Origin of the sequence: Micromonospora sp. NPDC049004 (assembly GCF_040649315.1) — a bacterium.
Lineage (GTDB): Bacteria > Actinomycetota > Actinomycetes > Mycobacteriales > Micromonosporaceae > Micromonospora.
Window position 1 is genome coordinate 331,067 of sequence record NZ_JBEZFG010000008.1, and the last position, 17,456, is coordinate 348,522.

Below are 17,456 nucleotides of genomic sequence, written 5' to 3' on the forward strand. Positions count from 1 at the left end.
GGCGCGCTGTCGTCGCGCAGGTAGGCCGACTACAGTTCGCAGTGACGGCCCGCCCCGGGCCGGCAATGGCGCCGATGGTCTGACCTGACACATACCTGGGGCATATCGGGCTTTACCTGATGCTCCAGGAGGATGAGCGGATCATGCGTATCGGCGTGCTCACCGGCGGCGGCGACTGCCCAGGTCTCAACGCGGTCATCCGGGCGGTGGTCCGCAAGGGCGTCGCCACCTACGGTCACGAGTTCGTGGGCTTCCGGGACGGTTGGAAGGGCCCGCTGGAGGGTCTGTCCCGTCCCCTGGGCATCGCGGACGTCCGCGGCATCCTGCCCCGTGGCGGCACCATCCTCGGCTCGTCCCGGACCAACCCGTTCAAGATCGAGAACGGCGTCGAGCGGATCAAGGACAACCTCGCCGAGCAGGGCGTGGACGCGCTGATCGCGATCGGCGGCGAGGACACCCTCGGCGTGGCCACCAAGCTCTACGAGCTGGGCGTGCACGTGGTCGGCGTGCCGAAGACGATCGACAACGACCTCGGCGCCACCGACTACACCTTCGGCTTCGACACCGCGGTCAACATCGCGATGGAGGCCATCGACCGGCTGCACACCACCGCGGAGAGCCACCACCGCACCCTGGTCGTCGAGGTGATGGGCCGGCACGCCGGCTGGATCGCCCTGCACGCCGGCCTGGCCGGCGGCGCCAACGTGATCCTGCTGCCCGAGCGTCAGTTCGACGTCGACCAGGTGGCCGGCTACGTCGAGAAGCGCTTCCAGCACCAGTACGCCCCGATCGTCGTGGTCGCCGAGGGCGCCCAGCCGCTGGACGGCCAGATGGTGCTCGCCAACCAGGAGCTGGACTCGTTCGGCCACGTCCGCCTCGGCGGCATCGGCCAGTGGCTCGCCGAGCAGCTGGAGGCCAAGACCGGCAAGGAGGCCCGCACCGTGGTGCTGGGCCACATCCAGCGCGGTGGCACCCCGACCGCCTTCGACCGGGTGCTCGCCACCCGCCTGGGCCTGCAGGCCATCGACGCGGTCAACGACGGCGACTGGGGCAAGATGGTCGCGATGCAGAGCACCGACATCGTCCGGGTGCCCCTCGCCGAGGCCACCCGCGAGCTCAAGACCGTGCCGCTGGAGCGGTACGCCGAGGCCGAGGTCTTCTTCGGCAGCTGATCGACGGTAGGACGGCGCGGCGGACCACCGGTCCGCAGTTGGTCAACGGCACGACGCGGCGGGCCGGTTGGTCCGCCGCGCCGTGCTCCGACGCGAGAGGGGTACGGCCGAGATGTCAGCCGAGGTGCACACGGTCGCGGTGATCGGCGCCGGCAAGATCGGCGAGCTGATGCTCTCCGGGCTGCTGCGCTCCGGATGGCCGGTGGAACGGCTGCTCGCCACCGCCCGCCGCCCGGCCCGCGCCGAGGAGCTGACCGCCCGCTACGGCGTACGGGTGGTCGACAACCTGGCCGCCGTCGACGAGGCGGCCGTGCTCGCGGTCTCGGTCAAGCCACAGGACGCCGCCGCGCTGCTCGACGAGATCGGGCCCAAGGTGCCCGCCGACAAGCTCGTCATCTCGCTCTGCGCCGGGCTGCCCACCAGCTTCTTCAACCGCCGGCTGCCCGAGGGCACCCCGGTCGTCCGGGTCATGACCAACACCCCGGCGCTTGTCGACCAGGCGATGACCGCCATCTCGGCGGGCGCGTACGCCACCGGGGAACACCTCGCCCTGGCCGAGGAGATGTTCAAGCCCCTCGGTCAGACGATCCGGGTGCCCGAGTCACAGCAGGACGCGGTCACGGCGCTCTCCGGCTCCGGCCCGGCCTACTTCTACCTCCTGGTCGAGGCCATGATCGACGCCGGGATCCTGCTCGGGCTGCCCCGGCAGGTGGCGCACGAGCTGATCGTGCAGACCGCTATCGGCTCCGCCGTGATGCTGCGCGACTCCGGCGAGCACCCGGTCAAGCTGCGCGAGGCGGTCACCTCACCGGCCGGCACCACGATCTCCGCGATCCGCGAGCTGGAGAAGCACGGCGTACGCGCGGCGCTGCTCGCCGCGCTGGAGGCCGCCCGGGACCGCGCCCGCGAACTGGCCGCCCAGGCCGACTGACTCCACCGAGCGGCCCGCACCCGCCGACCGGCACCACCCCGGACTTCCTCGCCGCCGGCAGCGCCGAGTCGCCCGGCCTTCCCGTGACCTCCGCCGCGCCACTCGCGGGGCATGCGCGGCACGGCACGTGGCGCATACTGGCGGCGTGTTCACACTCGCTCAGGCCCGGCACCTGGTGGCCACCCTGCAGCCGCGTGTCGACGAGCTGATCCGGCTCCGCGCCGACCTCGCCGAGCTGCGCGTCGACCTGGCCGACCACGGCGTCAGCGCGCTCGGCGGACTGGCCGAGGTGAAGGGGCTGGAGGCCCGGCTGCACGCCGTCGTCGAGGAGCTGCACCAGCACGAGATCCAGGTCAAGGGCATCGCGCCGGTGCTGCTCGACTTCCCCGGCGAGCGGGCCGGCCGTGCGGTGCTCTGGTGCTGGCTGGAGGGCGACTCCGACGTGCGCTGGTACCACCGCGCCGAGTGCGGCTTCGCCGGCCGCCGCCCGGTCTGACGCCCCGATCAGCCGTCGGCGACCGCGAACACCACCACGTTGTCCCGGTAGTGCCCGCGCCGCCGGTCGAAGTCGCCCCCGCAGGTGACCAGACGCAGCTCCGCCCCGGGCGTCGGGCCGTAGACCACGGCCGTCGGGAACCGGTCCTTGCGGGTACGCAGCGATCCGGTCACCCGGAACGACAGCCACCGCCCGCCGCGCCACACCTGGACCAGGTCACCCGGACGCAGCTCGTCGAGCCGGGCGAAGACCGCCGGGCCGCTGCGCGAGTCCAGGTGCCCGGCGAGCACGGCCGGGCCGGTGTCGCCGGGTGCGGGGCCGCCGCCGTACCAGCCGGCCGTGTCGAACTCGGCCGGCGGAACGAGTACGCCGGCGCGGTCCAGGCCGAGCACCGTGAGCTCCGAGTCGACGCGGATGCGCGGCACGCGTACCCGCGTGGGTGGACCTGCCGACCGCGGCGGCGCGGCCACGGACGGGCAGCCGTCGGCGCAGCCAGGGTGCCAGCTCGCGGCCGGCGGCGGGCCGGTGGTGGCCAGCCCGACCCCGGTGCCGGCGGCCAGGCAGACCGCCGCGCCGGCCGCGACCAGCGCGGCCAGCGGCGCCCGGCGGTCGCGATGCCGCCGGATGGCGGCGGCGGGCCCGACGCTCACCAGGTGGTGCGCCGCCGCCGGCGCCACAGGAGCAGGCTCGCCGCGCCCGCCGCGGCGGCCAACCCGCCGGCCACCAGGGGGTACGCGCCGAACCCGGCGTCGGACGTGCCGCCCGCGCCGGTGTCCACGCCGCCGGCCGGTGCGACGGTGCCGCCCTCGGCGTCACGGCGCAGCTCGGCGGTGAGGCCGCCCTGCTTGTCGTCGAGCACCAGCAGCGAGTAGACCGCGCCCCCGGTGAGCCGCACCTCGGCGTCGGTGCTCGGGCCGCCCGCGCCGGTGAGTCGCAGCTTCCAGGTGCCCGGCTCGACCTGCTGGTAGTCGGTGGTGGTGGCGAACTGCACGCCGTCGGCGATCGTCGGCCCGTCGGCGGCGGCGACGTCGAGAACGGGTGTGCGCACCGAGGCCTGCACGACGCGCACCTTGGCCCGGCCCTGGGTGGGAGCGCTCAGATCGTCGGTGAGCACCCGCAGCCCCAGGTCGGCGTGCCGCCCGACACCGGCCACCGTGTACGCGCCGCCACTGGTCACCGCCACCTCGGTGGTGAGCACCGGCGGCTCGCTGGCGGGCGTGCCGGCCTCGCGCATCGCCACCGCGTACCGCCCCGGGGGCAGCTGGAGATAGTCGGAGACCACGCCGTAGCCGACGCCCGGGAACACCCTCGGCTTCGCGGCGCCGGGGGCGGCCAGGTAGACGTCGACGGCCGGGGTGTCGGGGGAGAGGTGGGCGAGGCGGACGTAGCCGACGGTGTCCGCGCTGGCCGGGGCCGCCGCGGTGGCGGCGAGGGCGGTGCCGAGCAGGAACGCGCCAGCGCCGGCGAACAGCCGGCGGGACGCGGTACGGAGCGTGTGCATGTCGCCTCCGGAAGGGCACGTTCGGTGAGCGGGCGGCAACCCACGGACAGAGTCCCGTGTGTGGGACTCCGGCGCAAGTTGTGCGCGCGATGTTTCTTCGCGCCGCGCCGCGCCGCGCCGCTGCCCGCGCTACCCGCGCTGCCCCGCGCCGCTGCCCGCGCTGCCTGCCGCAAGATCGTGCTCGATCCAGGATGTAGTGGTCTCGGCGTCGGGAGGATGCCACTACATCCAGGATCGAGCGCGATCTTGTAGTGCGGCGCGAGGAGATCCCGACCCAGAACGCCGGGCTGGTGCCGCTACCGCACCGCGAGGAAGCCGAACAGGTCCGGCACACCTTCCGGGCCGGCCTCGACGAACCGGACCGGTCGGAGGCCGGCGGCCACTGTCGCGTTGAGCAGGTCGGCGAGCGGCACGTGCCAGGCGCCGACCCGGACCCGGGCGCCGCCGGTGTTCCAGCTGTCGAAGCTACGTGACCTGTCGGCGTAGCGTTCGTCGACGACGACGCTCGGGTGCACGCCCGGCCCCCCGTCCCCGTTCTTCCGAGGGCAGACGCGGTCGGATCCTCCCCGCTGGCTACTCCGCTTCGGCCACGAAAACGCCCTGCCCCTGTTGGCCGTAGACCAGGTTTCGTTGGTGCAGTTCGCGTACGGCCCGGTAGGCGGTCGATCGTGCCACGTTGTAGATCTCACCAATTTCCGAGACCGAGGGCAGTTGATGGCCGGGCGGATACTCCCCGGAGTTGATTCTGCGCGCGATGTCGTCGGCGACACGGAGGTAGTGCGGTGGCCTGGTAGGCATGATCGGCTCTCCTGGACTTCAGCGAAGATCATGCTTCCAGCCGGGGCCTGGGCAGGACAAGTGACGACGCGACTCGACTGAGCACAGTGAGAACTTGACTACAGTGAGACAGTGGATACAGTGAGACAGTGATCGGACTCTTCTGGACTTCAGCACCCCGAGGTTTTCGATCCATCCACCCCTGGAGGGCGCGACGCATGGCCTCCGCCCTCCAGGGTGTGCATCTCGTGACCTCGGGAAGGTGCGTGCGATGGCGATCGACGAGCCGGTGTCCAGGGCAACGGAACTCTTCATGGCCGAGCGGGTCCTCGACGCTCACTGGTCCCGAGTGCATGATCGACCCTGGCCGACGGGCGGCTGTCTGGAGTGTCAAGGTCAGCACGACTGTCCGCAGTTGGACTGGGCCCTCGGAATCGTGGCGGACGTCGCCTCGGTGTTCTTTCAGAAATAGCGTCTACGCCCGACAGCCGAGGCCGTGAGCGTCTCCATTGGACCGCCTGGCCAACGGTTGACGGGCCATCGCTCGGCCTCGCGTTCGCCTATTCTCGGGCGATGCGGGATCGCCGGGTGGCGCTGGCGTGGGCGGCGTTCGTCGTCGTCGCGCTGGTGTCCTGTGTGCTCGTGCTCAGGCGCGGTGACCGACTCTCCGACCTGCACATCTACTACGGCGCGCTGTCCGATCTGCACGCGGGCCGGCCGCTGTACGAGTACCGCGCCCGAAACGGCGGGCCGTTCACCTATCCGCCGTTCGCCGCCCTGGTGCTGGCCCCGATCACCGCAGTCAGCGAGGGCGTTCTCCAGGGCGTCTGGCTGGTGGCGACGTGCGCGGCGGTCGTCGCCATCGCCGCGATGGTCGGTGTCGCGCTGAGCACCGATCGGTCGCACCGCCCGCTGGTCGTCGCGGTGGCCGCCACGGTGCTGATGCTCTCGGCGCCGGTGCAGAGCAACCTGCGGTTCGGGCAGGTCAGCGTCTTCATCGTGATGCTGGCACTGCTGGACGGGATGGGCGTCGGCCCACCCCGGCTGCGCGGGGTGCTCGTCGGGGTGGCCGCGGCGATCAAGCTGACCCCGCTGCTGTTCGTCGCGTACTTCCTCGCCACCGGGCGCTATCGCGACGCCGGCCGCGCGGTGGCGACGTTCGGCGCCTGCGCCGCGGTGGCGGCGGTCGTGCTGCCCGCCGAGAGCTGGACGTACTGGACCGAGGCGGTCCGGCAGACCTCGCGGATCGGCAACCTGGCCTCGCTGGGCAACCAGTCGGTGCACGGGATGCTGTTGCGCATCGGGGTCGACGAGGCGGCGCTGCCCGTGCTCTGGGCCGGGCTGGTGGCGGTGATCTGCGGCGCGGCGCTGCTGCGCGCCCGGCGGTTGGCCGGGCAGGGCCGTCCCGGGCACGCGGCGATCCTCGTCGGCTGCGCCACGGTGGCCGCGTCCCCGGTGTCCTGGACCCACCATCAGGTGTGGCCGGTGCTCGCCGCGATGCTGCTGGTCGGCGCGTCCGGCATCACCCAGCGGGTGGCCGGCGCGGCGTTGCTCGCCGCCATGGTCGTCTCGCTGGGCGCCGTCCTCGGCCCGGTGTCGACGCGGCCGGGCGTGCAGTTCCTGTTCGAGAACGCCCGAGCCGTCGGCGTGTGCCTGCTGTGCCTGGCCGGTTTCGGCGGTGTCGCGGTCGCGGCCGTCCGGAGCAACAGGCGATCCGCCGCCGGCCGGGCCTGGCTGCGGGTGGGCGTCTCGGCCGTGGTGGCTCTCGCCTTCTTCGCCGTGCAACCGCTGCCCGCCGGAGCGGACCCCACGTTCAAGGCGTACGTCCTCGACGACGTCGCCAATCCACGATATTTCTTCGTCTGCCGAGGCCCGGCCGAGTGCGCCGCCTACGCCACCGACGCGCCGGTCACCTTCGGCACCCGTGCCGAGAAGACGAAGGTCCGGGTCAACGGTGTGGTCTCCGCGCGGGTGGCCCGGCTGGCGTACTACTCCGCCCCGGGCGGAGCGCCCCGGGACATTCCCCTGCTGGCGGCCTACCCGGGTACGCGGACGTTCTCGTTCCGGTCGGCGAGCATGGCGCAGGGCCGACTCGTCGCGTACGACGTGGACGGCCAGCCCATCGCCAGCTACGACGACGAACTCGCCGCCGCCCTGGAGACGGCCACCCGGTAGGCGGTCGTCCCAGGACGGCGGCGGTGCTCAGCGGGTGGCGGCGGCCAGCGCGGCGCGCAGTTTCTCGGCGTCACTCGACGCGGGGTGCTCCCAGTCGGTCGGCGTGGCGGCGTAGAGCGTGCCGTACGCCGGGGTGTCCGGCTGGTAACGCCACCCCTCGGCCAGCGAGCCGGCATCCACCGTGTCGTAGCCGATCCGGTCCAGGAAGGCGGTCACCTCGGCCTTCGCGGCGGCGTCGTCACCGGCGATCGCGAGGGCGCTGCGGTCGGCCGCCCCGGCCGGCCGGCCGAGCGAGGCGAGGGCCTTGAAGTAGATGTTGTTGAAGACCTTGACCACCCGCGAGGTCGGCAGGTGCTGCTGGAGCAGCTCGCTGCTGGTGATCTCACCCGCGTCCAGCTCCGGGAAGGCCCCGTCGCGCTGCGGGTAGTAGTTGTTGGTGTCGATGACGACCTTGCCGGACAGCGGCTGCGCGGGCACCGCCCGGTACGCCTTGAGCGGCACGCTGACCACCACCAGATCACCGATCTGCGCCGCGTCCTGCGTCGTGCCGGCGCTGGCCCGCTCACCCAACTCGTCGACCAGGTCGGTGAGCGTCTCCGGCCCGCGCGAGTTGCTCAGCACCACGTCGTAGCCGGCGGCCACCGCCAGCCGGGCCAGGGTGCCGCCGATGTTGCCGCTGCCGATCAGTCCCACAGTTGTCATGCTTCTTCCCAACTTCGTCCACCCACGACGCATTCCCGACCGGCGCGGTGGGTTATTCCGGTTACCCGACGCGGAGCGGCTGCGCGGACGGCCGGCGCGGTCCACCCGGCCGCGCGCCGAGCCGGTTCTGCTCACGCTACTGCTCGCGCTGCCCGCCAACCCGTCCCGCGGGGATGTGCCACCCGACGGTGGTCGGCCCGGGCACCGCCGCCCCGACCCGCACCTGGTGCTGGTGCTGGTGATCAAGAGGTTTGCGTCAGATGAAGGCTCACCCCTGACGCAAACCTCTTGATCACCGCGAGCACGCCCGGCGCGGGCGGGCCGGGCGCGAGCAGGCCCGGCGGGGGCGGGCCGGGCGCGGGCGGGGTGGGTCAGGCGGGGGTGGGGAGGGTTTTCTCGATCGCCGTGCGGAGGTCGTCGGAGGTGGGTTCGACAGTGGGGGCGAAGCGGGCGGCGACCGTGCCGTCCGGGGCCACCAGGAACTTCTCGAAGTTCCAGCGGACGTCCCCGGTGTGCCCGTCGGCGTCCGGGGTCTCCACCAGGGCGGCGTACAGCGGGTGCCGGTCGGGTCCGTTCACGTCGACCTTCTCGGTCAGCGGGAAGGTCACCCCGTAGTTGACCTGGCAGAAGTCGCTGATCTCGGCCGCCGTGCCTGGCTCCTGCCCGGCGAACTGGTTGCACGGCACGCCCAGCACCACCAGGCCACGCTCGGCGTACGTGTCCGCGAGGGTCTGAAGGCCGGCGTACTGCGGGGTGAGACCGCAGCGGGAGGCGACGTTGACCACCAGCAGCGCCCGGCCCCGGTACTGGGCGAGGTCGGCGGGCCCGCCGCTGAGGGCGTCGATCGGGATGTCGAAGACGGTCATGGGCCCGAGGCTACGCGCCGGCCCGTGACCCCCGAGCGATGACCTGCGGCTCGGCGCGGGCGCAGTCCACGCACCAGGAGAAATCGAAACATGGACATCTTGACGAACTGATGACGGCGTGAGTACCGTCTCACCATCTCTTTTGGAAAGTTTCCTAACAGTTCGGGAGACGCCTTATGAAAAGATCGCTCCGCCGGGCCCTCTGGGCCGGTGCCGTGGTCGCCGTGACCGTCGCGGCGGTGCCGATGACGACCGCGTTCGGCGCCGGCACGGTCACCACCACGTTCGCCAAGGCACAGGACTGGGGGACCGGCCACGAGACGAAGGTGACCGTGACCAACGGCTCCAGCGCCACGGTCGCCACCTGGCGCATCGAGTTCGACCTGCCGTCGGGCACCACCATCAGCAGCGCGTGGGACGCCGACGTCACGAGCAGCGGCAACCACTACGTCGCGGTCAAGAAGAGCTGGGCCGGTGGGCTCGCCCCGGGCGCCTCGTTCAGCTGGGGCTACAACGGCACCGGCGCCTACAAGGCGCCGCTGAACTGCACCGTCAACGGCGCACCGTGCGGTGGCGGCACCCCGACCACCCCGCCGACCACTGCCGCGCCCACCACGGCGCCGCCCACGACCGCACCGCCGACCACGGCGCCGCCCACGACCGCACCGCCCACCACGCCACCGCCGAACACGGGCGGCAAGAAGGTCGTCGGCTACTTCGCCGAGTGGGGCGTCTACGGCCGTAACTACCACGTCAAGAACATCCAGACCAGCGGCTCGGCCGCCAAGCTGACCCACATCCTGTACGCCTTCGGCAACACCACCGGCGGTCGCTGCACCATCGGTGACAGCTACGCGGACTACGAGAAGGCGTACACGGCGGCGGACAGCGTGGACGGCGTCGCCGACACCTGGGACCAGCCGCTGCGCGGCAGCTTCAACCAGCTGCGCAAGCTCAAGCAGCTGAACCCGCACCTCAAGGTGATCTGGTCGTTCGGCGGCTGGACCTGGTCCGGCGGCTTCACCCAGGCCGCCCAGAACCCGGCCGCGTTCGCCGAGAGCTGCTACAACCTGGTCGAGGACCCGCGCTGGGCGGACGTCTTCGACGGCATCGACGTCGACTGGGAGTACCCCAACGCCTGCGGTCTGACCTGCGACACCAGCGGGCCCAACGCGTTCAAGAACGTGATCGGCGCCCTGCGGTCGAAGTTCGGGTCCAGCGCGCTGGTCACCGCCGCGATCACGGCGGACGGCAGCAACGGCGGCAAGATCGACGCCACCGACTACGCCGGCGCCATCGGCAACCTCAACTGGCTCATGCCGATGACGTACGACTACTTCGGCGCCTTCAACGCCCAGGGCCCGACGGCGCCGCACTCGCCGCTCACCTCGTACACCGGCATCCCGCAGCAGGGCTTCAACTCGGACGCGGCGATCCAGAAGCTCAAGAGCAAGGGCGTCCCGGCCAACAAGCTGCTGCTCGGCATCGGCTTCTACGGTCGGGGCTGGACGGGCGTCACGCAGGCCGCACCGGGCGGCAGCGCCACCGGCGCGGCGCCGGGCACCTACGAGGCGGGCATCGAGGACTACAAGGTCCTCAAGAACAGCTGCCCGGCCACCGGCACGATCGCCGGCACCGCGTACGCCAAGTGCGGCAGCAACTGGTGGAGCTACGACACCCCGTCGACCATCAACGGCAAGATGACGTACGCGAACAACCAGGGCCTCGGTGGCGCGTTCTTCTGGGAGCTCTCCGGCGACACGAGCAACGGCGAGCTCATCGGCGCCATCAAGGGCGGCCTCGGCTGAGCCGACGGTCGACGCACCACCCACACGGCGGGGAGGGGCCCGCACCGCCTCTCCCCGCCCGTGCCGTACCGGCCCGGTCGACGCCCAGCGTCGGCCGGGCCGCCGGCTTGGGTGGGTCGGGCCCGAGTCGCCGGCCTCAGGTGGGTCGGCAGGGGTCGCCGGCCTTGGGCGGGTCGGGCCCGATGTGGCAGACTCGCGGCTCGGCACGTCTCGATTTCCCCGTCGACGGAGGTGGTCATGCGCCCGATCCACCGCAGGCTGGCGGCCGCCGCCGCCGGGCTGGTGCTGCTCCCGGCCGCCCTGGTCGGCTGCGGGATCGGCGGCGGTGACGAGGACGAGTCGGCCGCCAAGCCCGAGCGTGCCCCCGCCGAGGAGGCCGGCACCCGGTCTCGTGAGCGCGTGCAGGCGTACCTCGACGCGATGACCGCCAAGGACGTCGCCGCCGGCCGCAGCCAGCTCTGCGAGCTGCTGCACGACGGGTTCGACCTCGCCGCCACCGGCCCCAACGGTGACTTCGCCGACCACTTCGAGGTGCCCGAGGCGGCCATCACCGACGTCCGGTCCGGGCCGCGCGGCCAGGAGGTCAGCGTCTCGGTCTCGGTCACCGCCGGCAAGAGCAAGGTCACCCGCCCGCTGGTGTTCACCGTCACCCGCGACGGCGGCGACTGGTGCATCGCCGGGGAGGCGCCGGGCGGCAATCCGGCCGCCAGCCCGTCGCCGAACGGGGTCGGCGCCTCACCGGTGTCCTGACCGGCATCGGCGGGGTTGATCTCCCATCTGCCGGAACCGTCCCCCTCGCCGCTCGGGTACGCCCACGGTCGCCGTACGCTTTCTCTCATGCGCCATGAGTGGCATCAGCTGAGCCATCCCGCGGTGGGCAGCCCGGGCCTGCAGACCAGCCGTCCGACAGTCGACTCCGCCGAGGACGCCGCCCTCGGTCTGGACCGCTGGCGGGAGCTGCCCCGCGAGCAGATCCCCCCGTGGTCCGATCCGGCCGCCGTCGCCGAGGTCTGCAAGGTCCTCGACACCGTGCCGTCGGTCGTCGCGCCCTACGAGGTGGACCAGCTCCGGCAGAAGCTGGCCCTGGTCTGCGAGGGCAAGGCGTTCCTGCTCCAGGGCGGTGACTGCGCCGAGACGTTCGTCGACAACACCGAGAGCCACCTGCTGGCCAACGCCCGCACCCTGCTCCAGATGGCGATCGTGCTCACCTACGGCGCGTCGCTGCCGGTGGTCAAGGTCGCCCGGGTCGCCGGCCAGTACACCAAGCCCCGCTCGCTGCCCACCGACGCGCGTGGCCTGCCCGCCTACCGCGGCGACATGATCAACTCGCTGGAGGCCGACCCCGCCGCCCGGGTCGCCGACCCGCAGCGCATGATCCGGGCGTACGCCAACTCGGCCGCCGCGATGAACATGCTGCGGGCGTACCTGGCCGGTGGGCTCGCCGACCTGCACGCGGTGCACGACTGGAACAAGGGCTTCGTGAAGACCTCCCCGGCGGGGGAGCGCTACGAGGCGATCGCCCGGGAGATCGACCGGGCGCTGGCCTTCATCCGGGCCTGCGGGATGACCGACGACGAGGCGCTGCGGACCGTCACCCTCTACTGCTCCCACGAGGCCCTCGCCCTGGAGTACGACCGGGCGCTCACCCGGGTCTCCGACCGTCGGGCGTACGGGCTGTCCGGGCACTTCCTCTGGGTCGGCGAGCGCACCCGGCAGATCACCGGCGCGCACATCGACTTCATCTCCCGGATCGCCAACCCGATCGGCGTCAAGCTCGGCCCGACCACGTCCCCGGACGAGGCGATCGAGCTGTGCGAGAAGCTCAACCCGGACAACATCCCCGGCCGGCTCACGCTGATCAGCCGGATGGGCAACCACCGGGTCCGCGACGCCCTGCCGCCGATCGTGGCCAAGGTCACCGCCTCCGGCGCCAAGGTGGTCTGGCAGTGCGACCCGATGCACGGCAACACCCACGAGTCGTCCAACGGCTACAAGACCCGGCACTTCGACCGGATCGTCGACGAGGTGCTCGGCTACTTCGAGGTGCACCGGGGCCTGGACACCCACCCCGGTGGCATCCACGTCGAGTTGACCGGTGAGGACGTCACCGAATGCCTCGGCGGCGCCCAGGGCATCGAGGACCTCGACCTGCCCGACCGGTACGAGACCGCCTGCGATCCTCGGCTCAACACCCAGCAGTCGCTGGAGCTGGCCTTCCTCGTGGCCGAGATGCTGCGTGGCTGACGCGAGGAGTGAGCTTGCGAGCCCCGCAGTCGGCAGCCGAAAGGCAGGTCCCGTGGCTGACGCGAGGAGTGAGCTTGGCGTTCGAAGGGATGACAGTGGCTGATCAGTTCGTGGACCTGCGGTCCGACACGGTGACCCGGCCGACCGCCGGGATGCGGGAGGCGATGGCCGCCGCCGAGGTCGGTGACGACGTCTACGGCGAGGACCCCACCGTCAACGCCCTCGAAGCGGAGGTCGCCGCGCTGTTCGGGCACGAGGCGGCGCTCTTCGCCCCGAGCGGGTCGATGGCCAACCAGATCGCTCTGCAACTGCTGGTGTCACCCGGCGACGAGCTGCTCTGCGACGCCGACGCGCACGTCGTCACGTACGAGATCGGCGCCGCCGCCGCGTACGGCGGGATCTCCTCGCGGACCTGGCCGGCCGTCGGCGCGGACATCGACCCGGAGCTGGTCGCCCGGATGATCCGTCCGGACGGCTACTTCGCCGTGCCCACCCGCGCGATCGCCGTCGAGCAGACCCACAACCGCGGCGGTGGCGGCGTGATCCCGCTGGCCACCCTGCGGGAGCTGCGCGGGGTCGCCGACGACGCGGGGGTGGCGCTGCACTGCGACGGCGCCCGGATCTGGCACGCGCACGTCGCCGACGGGGTGCCGCTGACCGAGTACGGCCGGCTCTTCGACACGCTGTCCGTGTGTCTCTCCAAGGGGCTCGGTGCGCCGGTCGGCTCGCTGGTGGTGGGCAGCGCGGAGAAGATCGAACGGGCCCGGTTGATCCGCAAGCGGATGGGCGGCGGCATGCGCCAGGCCGGCATCCTCGCCGCCGCCGGCCGGTACGCCCTGGCGCACCACGTCGACCGGCTGGCTGAGGACCACGCGAAGGCGGCCCGGCTCGCCGAGACGGTCGCCCCGTTCGGGGTGCTCGCCGCGGCGGTCCGTACCAACCTCGTCCCGCTGGACCTGACCAAGCACGCGCTGGATGCCCGCGCGCTGGCCGCCGCCGCCCGCGCGGAGGGCGTACTGGTCTCGGTGCTCGGCCCGCGTACCGCCCGCCTGGTCACCCACCTGGGCGTCGACGACGCCGCGATCGACCGGGCGGCCACCGCCCTGGCCCGGATCCTCGCCGCCTGACCCACTCCCTGTTGATCAAGAGCTTTGCGTCAGATTCCGGTCTCCGGATGACGCAAAGCTCTTGATCAACAGGAGGAGAAGGGATCAGGGGTTCAGGCGGTTCAGGATTGCTATGTCGGCGGTGTGGCCGAGTTGCTTCTCGCTGGGGGTCTCCACCACCACGGGGACGCCGGCGGTGGCCGGATGGGCCATCAGCTCCGCGAAGGCCGGCTCGCCGATGGTGCCCTTGCCGATGTTCTCGTGCCGGTCCCGGGTCGAGCCGCACAGATCCTTCGAGTCGTTGGCGTGCACCAGCCGCAAGCGGTCCGCACCGACCGTGGCCACCAGGGTGTCCAGGGTCGCGGTCATGCCGCCCTCGGCGGCCAGGTCGTGCCCGGCCGCCCAGGCGTGGCAGGTGTCGAAGCAGACCCCGAGCATCGGGTGTCGGTCCACCGCGTCGAGGTAGGGCCCGAGCTGCTCCACGCGGGAGGCGAGCGAGCGGCCGCCACCGGCGCTCGGCTCGACCAGCAGCATCGGTCCACCGACCTCGGCGGCCCAGTCGAGCAGGGGCAGCAGCTCGCGACGGACCTGCCGCATCGCCTCCTCGGCGTACCCCTCGTCGACCGAGCTGCCGGCGTGGAACACCACCGCCTGCGCGCCGATCGCCACACCCCGGCGCAGCGCGTGCGCCAGCGTCTGCGCCGACTTCTCGACAGTGGCCGCCGTCGGTGAGCCCAGGTTGACCAGCAGCGAGGCGTGGATGAACGCCGGGACGCCCCGCTCGGCGCAGCCCTCGCGGAACAGCGCGTCCTGCGCCGGATCACCCGGAGGCAACGCCCAGCCACGCGAGTTGGAGACGTACACCTGCACGGCCGCGGCACCTGTCGCGTCGAGGTACGGCAGGGCCGCCTTCGCCAGCCCGCCAGAGGTCGGAGTGTGCGCGCCCACCGGACGCGAGGAGACCACAGGCATCAGAAGCACGTGATGACGACCGGGGTGCCCGGCGGCACCTGGGAATTCTCGCCGGGGGCCTGGATCCGGGCCACCGCGTTCGGGTTGATCGCGACAGTCACCGGGAAGCCCTGGCTCTCCAGCACCTGCTTGGCCTGCTGACAGGGCAGGTCGATCACCCGGGGCACGACGACCAGCGGCGGGCCCTTGCTGATCTCGAGCTTGACCTCGGTGCCCTTCTCCACGCCCGCGCCGTCGGCCGGGCTCTGGCCGAGGATCTCATCCTTGGGCTTGTCGGAGTCCTTGTAGGTCTCCACCGGCTTCAGGTTGAGCTGGGCCAGGGCGGTGCGGGCCTCGGTCAGGCTCTTGCCCACCAGGTTGGGCACCGACACCGGCGCCCGGCCACGGCTCAGGATGAGCGTGATCTTCGTGCCCGGCTTGACCTCGGCACCCACCTTCGGCGAACTGTCCAGCACGACGCCGGCCGGCAGGTTGTCGTCGTAGCGAGGGGTGCCCTTGGCCGCCACCAGTTTGACGTTGGCCAGATCGGCCTCGGCCAGTTCGTACTCCTTGCCGATCACGTCCGGCACCGGGAAGCGCTCCGGACCCAGCGAGAGGGTCAGGGTGATGGTGCCACCCTTGACGATCTTGCTGGCCGACGCCGGGTCCTGCCCGAGCACGCTGTCCTTCGGGGCCTTCTCGTCGTAGCGCGGCTCCCCGTACGCCAGGGTCAGGCCGGCGCGTTCGGCCTGGGCCTGCGCGTCGGTCTTGCTCAGGCTGACCAGTTGCGGGGCGGACGTGTAGCGGCCGACACCGAACCACCAGCCGCCCAGCGCGGCCACCAGACCCAACGCCACCACCACGGCGGCGACGGCCAGGCGGCCATGGGAGTTGCCCAGCACCGTGTCGCGCAGCGTCGCGAACCGGGCCGCCAGACCCTCCGACGGCTCCGGTGCGGCACGCCGCCGGCCCGGGCCCTGGCTGGCGCCCTCGGGCAGACGGGCCCAGGTCGGCCGTTCGGCCGGGCGGACCGTGGCGACCATCATGGTCGGCTGGGAGACCGGCGGCTCGTCCGTCACCCGGCGCAGCACGGCGGTGCTGGTGCTGTTGACGTCACCCAGGCGGTCCCGGGCGACCTGAACCTCGGCCAGCAACGCGCCGGCGTCGGCGGGCCGGGCCGCGGGATCACGCCGGGTGGCGCGCTGCACCAGGGCGTCGAGGGCCGACGGCAGGCCGGGCACCAGTGTCGAGGGCGCCGGTACGTCCCGGTCGACGTGCTGCCAGGCCACGTCCACCGGACGGTCCCCGTCGTACGGCACCCGGCCGGTGAGCATCTCGAACAGCACGATGCCGGCGGAGTAGACGTCGGTGCGCGGGTCGGCCCGACCCTCGGTGACCAGCTCCGGGGCGACGTACGCCACGGTCGCCATCAGCTGGTTGCCCTGCTCGTCGTCGGCGCTGGCCTCGACCGCGCGGGCCAGCCCGAAGTCGGCCACCTTGACGACGCTGTCCACCAGGTTGGCGACGCCGCCGGTGGGCGCCTCGGCGACCAGCACGTTCTCCGGTTTGACGTCACGGTGCACGAGGCCGGCCCGGTGGGCGGCGGCGATCGCGGCGAGCATCTGCTCGGCGATGGCCAGCACCTCGTCCGGGTTGAGCCGGCGTCGCTCGGCCAGCACGTCGCGCAGCGTACGGCCGCGGACGTACTCCATCACCAGGTACGGCAGACCGGCGTGGGTGCCCTGGTCGTAGACCGCGACGACGTTCGGGTGGGTCAGCCGGGCGATGGTCTTCGCCTCGTCGGTGAACCGGGCCACGAAGTTGGCGATCCGGGCCCGTGCCTCGGGCGCCTGGGTCGGGTGAATGATCTTGACTGCGACGGTGCGCTCGAGGCGTTCGTCGGTGGCGGTGTACACGGTCGCCATGCCGCCACGGGCCACGCGACCGCGAATGCGGTAGCGCCCGTCGATCAGCGAGCCCAGCAACGTGTCGGCGACCTGAGTGTCCATCGGCAGGGAGTCTATGTGTCCAGGAGGTGGGAGTTGAACAGGATGCTACAGCCCGGAGCCGTTCCTGGTCCGTCCCGTCGTCGTCGCCACCTCGGTCATGGCCCTGATCCGCTGCTCACCGGCGGTGCCCGTCGGCGGGCGCGAACTGGCCGTGCGGGGTGCCGGTGGCCCTCGCCGGCCGCGGCGTGGCAGGGTGATCGGGTGACCGAATCCGTACCCGACCAGGCCGTACCCGGCCCCGAGCTCGCCGGCCCCACCGACCCGGAGGGCTGGCTCGCCCTGCCCGACGTCGCCGAGCGGCTCGACGTGTCGATCAGCAAGGTGCACCAGATGATCCGCGACCGGGAGCTGTTGGCGGTCCGCCGCGACGGCATCCGCCGGATACCCGCGGAGCTGGTGGCCAACGAGACAGTTCTCAAGCACCTGCCCGGCGTGCTCAACCTGCTCGCCGACAACGGCTACGACGACGAGGCGGCGCTGCGCTGGCTCTACGAGCCGGACGACACGCTGCCCGGCAACACCCCGGCCGCCGCCCTCTCCGGCGACCAGGCCCGCGAGGTCAAGCGCCGAGCCCAGGCCCTGGGCTTCTGACCCCTACCGGCCCCCGCGAACCTGCCGTGGGGGGGTAATATTTTTGAAGGGGACGCCCGGCCGGGGGGGGGCTAATAAATAAATAGATCCGGGAGAGGCGGGGGGGGGTGGAGGATCTCGGGGTCTC

General features: G+C 72.2%; 18 protein-coding genes. 10 read left to right on the forward strand and 8 right to left on the reverse strand.

Annotated elements, in window-relative coordinates; all coding sequences use genetic code 11:
- Nucleotides 1–143 precede the first annotated feature (143 nt).
- The 3 genes from AB0B97_RS24640 (at nt 144) to AB0B97_RS24650 (ending at nt 2,599) form a co-directional block, all read left to right on the forward strand.
- Nucleotides 144–1,172 carry a 6-phosphofructokinase gene (locus AB0B97_RS24640; protein WP_234587020.1) on the forward strand — a complete coding sequence of 343 codons (1,029 nt, stop codon included), beginning with the start codon at nt 144–146 and terminating at the stop codon, nt 1,170–1,172.
- Between the two features lie 112 nt (nt 1,173–1,284).
- Nucleotides 1,285–2,103 (forward strand): pyrroline-5-carboxylate reductase, encoded by an 819-nt coding sequence (gene proC, locus AB0B97_RS24645; protein ID WP_357496744.1) that lies wholly within the window; start codon nt 1,285–1,287, stop codon nt 2,101–2,103.
- Nucleotides 2,104–2,248: 145 nt separating this feature from the next.
- On the forward strand, nt 2,249–2,599 hold the full coding sequence (locus AB0B97_RS24650; RefSeq protein WP_234586913.1) for a DUF2203 domain-containing protein: 351 nt from the start codon (nt 2,249–2,251) through the stop codon (nt 2,597–2,599).
- An 8-nt stretch (nt 2,600–2,607) separates the two neighbouring features.
- On the opposite strand, the gene AB0B97_RS24655 is transcribed toward AB0B97_RS24650, so the two are convergent.
- The 4 genes from AB0B97_RS24655 to AB0B97_RS24670 all read right to left on the reverse strand — a co-directional run bounded on the left by AB0B97_RS24655 (nt 2,608) and on the right by AB0B97_RS24670 (nt 4,898).
- Nucleotides 2,608–3,276, reverse strand: a complete 669-nt coding sequence (locus tag AB0B97_RS24655) for a class F sortase (protein WP_357496746.1) — start codon at nt 3,274–3,276, stop codon at nt 2,608–2,610.
- Nucleotides 3,246–4,100 (reverse strand): DUF4397 domain-containing protein, encoded by an 855-nt coding sequence (locus AB0B97_RS24660; protein WP_357496748.1) that lies wholly within the window; start codon nt 4,098–4,100, stop codon nt 3,246–3,248. The genes AB0B97_RS24655 and AB0B97_RS24660 overlap by 31 nt, the downstream gene beginning before the upstream one ends.
- Nucleotides 4,101–4,396: 296 nt before the next feature.
- Nucleotides 4,397–4,615 (reverse strand): hypothetical protein, encoded by a 219-nt coding sequence (locus AB0B97_RS24665; RefSeq protein ID WP_357496750.1) that lies wholly within the window; start codon nt 4,613–4,615, stop codon nt 4,397–4,399.
- Between the two features lie 58 nt (nt 4,616–4,673).
- Nucleotides 4,674–4,898, reverse strand: a complete 225-nt coding sequence (locus AB0B97_RS24670; RefSeq protein WP_354858235.1) for a GntR family transcriptional regulator — start codon at nt 4,896–4,898, stop codon at nt 4,674–4,676.
- Between the two features lie 250 nt (nt 4,899–5,148).
- On the opposite strand from AB0B97_RS24670, the gene AB0B97_RS24675 reads away from it, so the two are divergent.
- Entirely contained in the window at nt 5,149–5,349 is a 201-nt protein-coding gene (locus AB0B97_RS24675) for a hypothetical protein (protein WP_357496752.1), read from the forward strand.
- 101 nt (nt 5,350–5,450) lie between these two features.
- Nucleotides 5,451–7,052 carry a glycosyltransferase 87 family protein gene (locus AB0B97_RS24680; protein ID WP_357496754.1) on the forward strand — a complete coding sequence of 534 codons (1,602 nt, stop codon included), beginning with the start codon at nt 5,451–5,453 and terminating at the stop codon, nt 7,050–7,052.
- A gap of 27 nt (nt 7,053–7,079) precedes the next feature.
- On the opposite strand, the gene AB0B97_RS24685 is transcribed toward AB0B97_RS24680, so the two are convergent.
- Both AB0B97_RS24685 and AB0B97_RS24690 read right to left on the reverse strand, forming a co-directional pair.
- On the reverse strand, nt 7,080–7,754 hold the full coding sequence (locus AB0B97_RS24685; protein WP_357496756.1) for an NADPH-dependent F420 reductase: 675 nt from the start codon (nt 7,752–7,754) through the stop codon (nt 7,080–7,082).
- 371 nt (nt 7,755–8,125) lie between these two features.
- Complete coding sequence (locus AB0B97_RS24690; protein ID WP_357496758.1) at nt 8,126–8,620, reverse strand: glutathione peroxidase; 495 nt, start codon at nt 8,618–8,620, stop codon at nt 8,126–8,128.
- 176 nt (nt 8,621–8,796) lie between these two features.
- On the opposite strand from AB0B97_RS24690, the gene AB0B97_RS24695 reads away from it, so the two are divergent.
- The 4 genes from AB0B97_RS24695 (at nt 8,797) to AB0B97_RS24710 (ending at nt 13,799) form a co-directional block, all read left to right on the forward strand.
- Nucleotides 8,797–10,428, forward strand: coding sequence for a glycosyl hydrolase family 18 protein (locus AB0B97_RS24695; RefSeq protein WP_357496760.1), 1,632 nt, complete (start codon nt 8,797–8,799; stop codon nt 10,426–10,428).
- A 237-nt stretch (nt 10,429–10,665) separates the two neighbouring features.
- Nucleotides 10,666–11,178 carry a nuclear transport factor 2 family protein gene (locus AB0B97_RS24700; protein WP_234589061.1) on the forward strand — a complete coding sequence of 171 codons (513 nt, stop codon included), beginning with the start codon at nt 10,666–10,668 and terminating at the stop codon, nt 11,176–11,178.
- Between the two features lie 87 nt (nt 11,179–11,265).
- Complete coding sequence (locus AB0B97_RS24705) at nt 11,266–12,672, forward strand: class II 3-deoxy-7-phosphoheptulonate synthase (RefSeq protein ID WP_234589063.1); 1,407 nt, start codon at nt 11,266–11,268, stop codon at nt 12,670–12,672.
- A 95-nt stretch (nt 12,673–12,767) separates the two neighbouring features.
- On the forward strand, nt 12,768–13,799 hold the full coding sequence (locus tag AB0B97_RS24710; protein WP_357496762.1) for a GntG family PLP-dependent aldolase: 1,032 nt from the start codon (nt 12,768–12,770) through the stop codon (nt 13,797–13,799).
- A gap of 84 nt (nt 13,800–13,883) precedes the next feature.
- Here AB0B97_RS24710 and AB0B97_RS24715 read toward each other — a convergent pair whose 3' ends face one another.
- Together AB0B97_RS24715 and pknB are read right to left on the reverse strand one after the other, a co-directional pair.
- A complete protein-coding gene (locus AB0B97_RS24715; protein WP_357496764.1) occupies nt 13,884–14,750 on the reverse strand; it encodes a deoxyribonuclease IV in 867 nt (288 codons plus the stop codon).
- The gene (gene pknB, locus AB0B97_RS24720; protein ID WP_357496766.1) at nt 14,750–16,738 is read right to left on the reverse strand and encodes a Stk1 family PASTA domain-containing Ser/Thr kinase; all 1,989 of its coding nucleotides are present in this window, start codon (nt 16,736–16,738) and stop codon (nt 14,750–14,752) included. The genes AB0B97_RS24715 and pknB overlap by 1 nt, the downstream gene beginning before the upstream one ends.
- A gap of 201 nt (nt 16,739–16,939) precedes the next feature.
- Here pknB and AB0B97_RS24725 point away from each other — a divergent pair, with 201 nt between their 5' ends.
- The gene (locus tag AB0B97_RS24725; RefSeq protein ID WP_234589071.1) at nt 16,940–17,329 is read left to right on the forward strand and encodes an Rv2175c family DNA-binding protein; all 390 of its coding nucleotides are present in this window, start codon (nt 16,940–16,942) and stop codon (nt 17,327–17,329) included.
- The last annotated feature ends 127 nt before the right edge of the window (nt 17,330–17,456 follow it).

Bases quoted from the DNA above. Each gene is read 5' to 3' on its own strand.
- AB0B97_RS24670 (WP_354858235.1), bottom strand. From the start codon at position 4,898: ATGCCTACCAGGCCACCGCACTACCTCCGTGTCGCCGACGACATCGCG.
- AB0B97_RS24690 (WP_357496758.1), bottom strand. From the start codon at position 8,620: ATGACCGTCTTCGACATCCCGATCGACGCCCTCAGCGGCGGGCCCGCC.
- AB0B97_RS24660 (WP_357496748.1), bottom strand. From the start codon at position 4,100: ATGCACACGCTCCGTACCGCGTCCCGCCGGCTGTTCGCCGGCGCTGGC.
- pknB (WP_357496766.1), bottom strand. From the start codon at position 16,738: ATGGACACTCAGGTCGCCGACACGTTGCTGGGCTCGCTGATCGACGGG.
- proC (WP_357496744.1), top strand. From the start codon at position 1,285: ATGTCAGCCGAGGTGCACACGGTCGCGGTGATCGGCGCCGGCAAGATC.
- AB0B97_RS24695 (WP_357496760.1), top strand. From the start codon at position 8,797: ATGAAAAGATCGCTCCGCCGGGCCCTCTGGGCCGGTGCCGTGGTCGCC.
- AB0B97_RS24640 (WP_234587020.1), top strand. From the start codon at position 144: ATGCGTATCGGCGTGCTCACCGGCGGCGGCGACTGCCCAGGTCTCAAC.
- AB0B97_RS24680 (WP_357496754.1), top strand. From the start codon at position 5,451: ATGCGGGATCGCCGGGTGGCGCTGGCGTGGGCGGCGTTCGTCGTCGTC.
- AB0B97_RS24700 (WP_234589061.1), top strand. From the start codon at position 10,666: ATGCGCCCGATCCACCGCAGGCTGGCGGCCGCCGCCGCCGGGCTGGTG.
- AB0B97_RS24705 (WP_234589063.1), top strand. From the start codon at position 11,266: ATGCGCCATGAGTGGCATCAGCTGAGCCATCCCGCGGTGGGCAGCCCG.
- AB0B97_RS24675 (WP_357496752.1), top strand. From the start codon at position 5,149: ATGGCGATCGACGAGCCGGTGTCCAGGGCAACGGAACTCTTCATGGCC.
- AB0B97_RS24715 (WP_357496764.1), bottom strand. From the start codon at position 14,750: ATGCCTGTGGTCTCCTCGCGTCCGGTGGGCGCGCACACTCCGACCTCT.
- AB0B97_RS24685 (WP_357496756.1), bottom strand. From the start codon at position 7,754: ATGACAACTGTGGGACTGATCGGCAGCGGCAACATCGGCGGCACCCTG.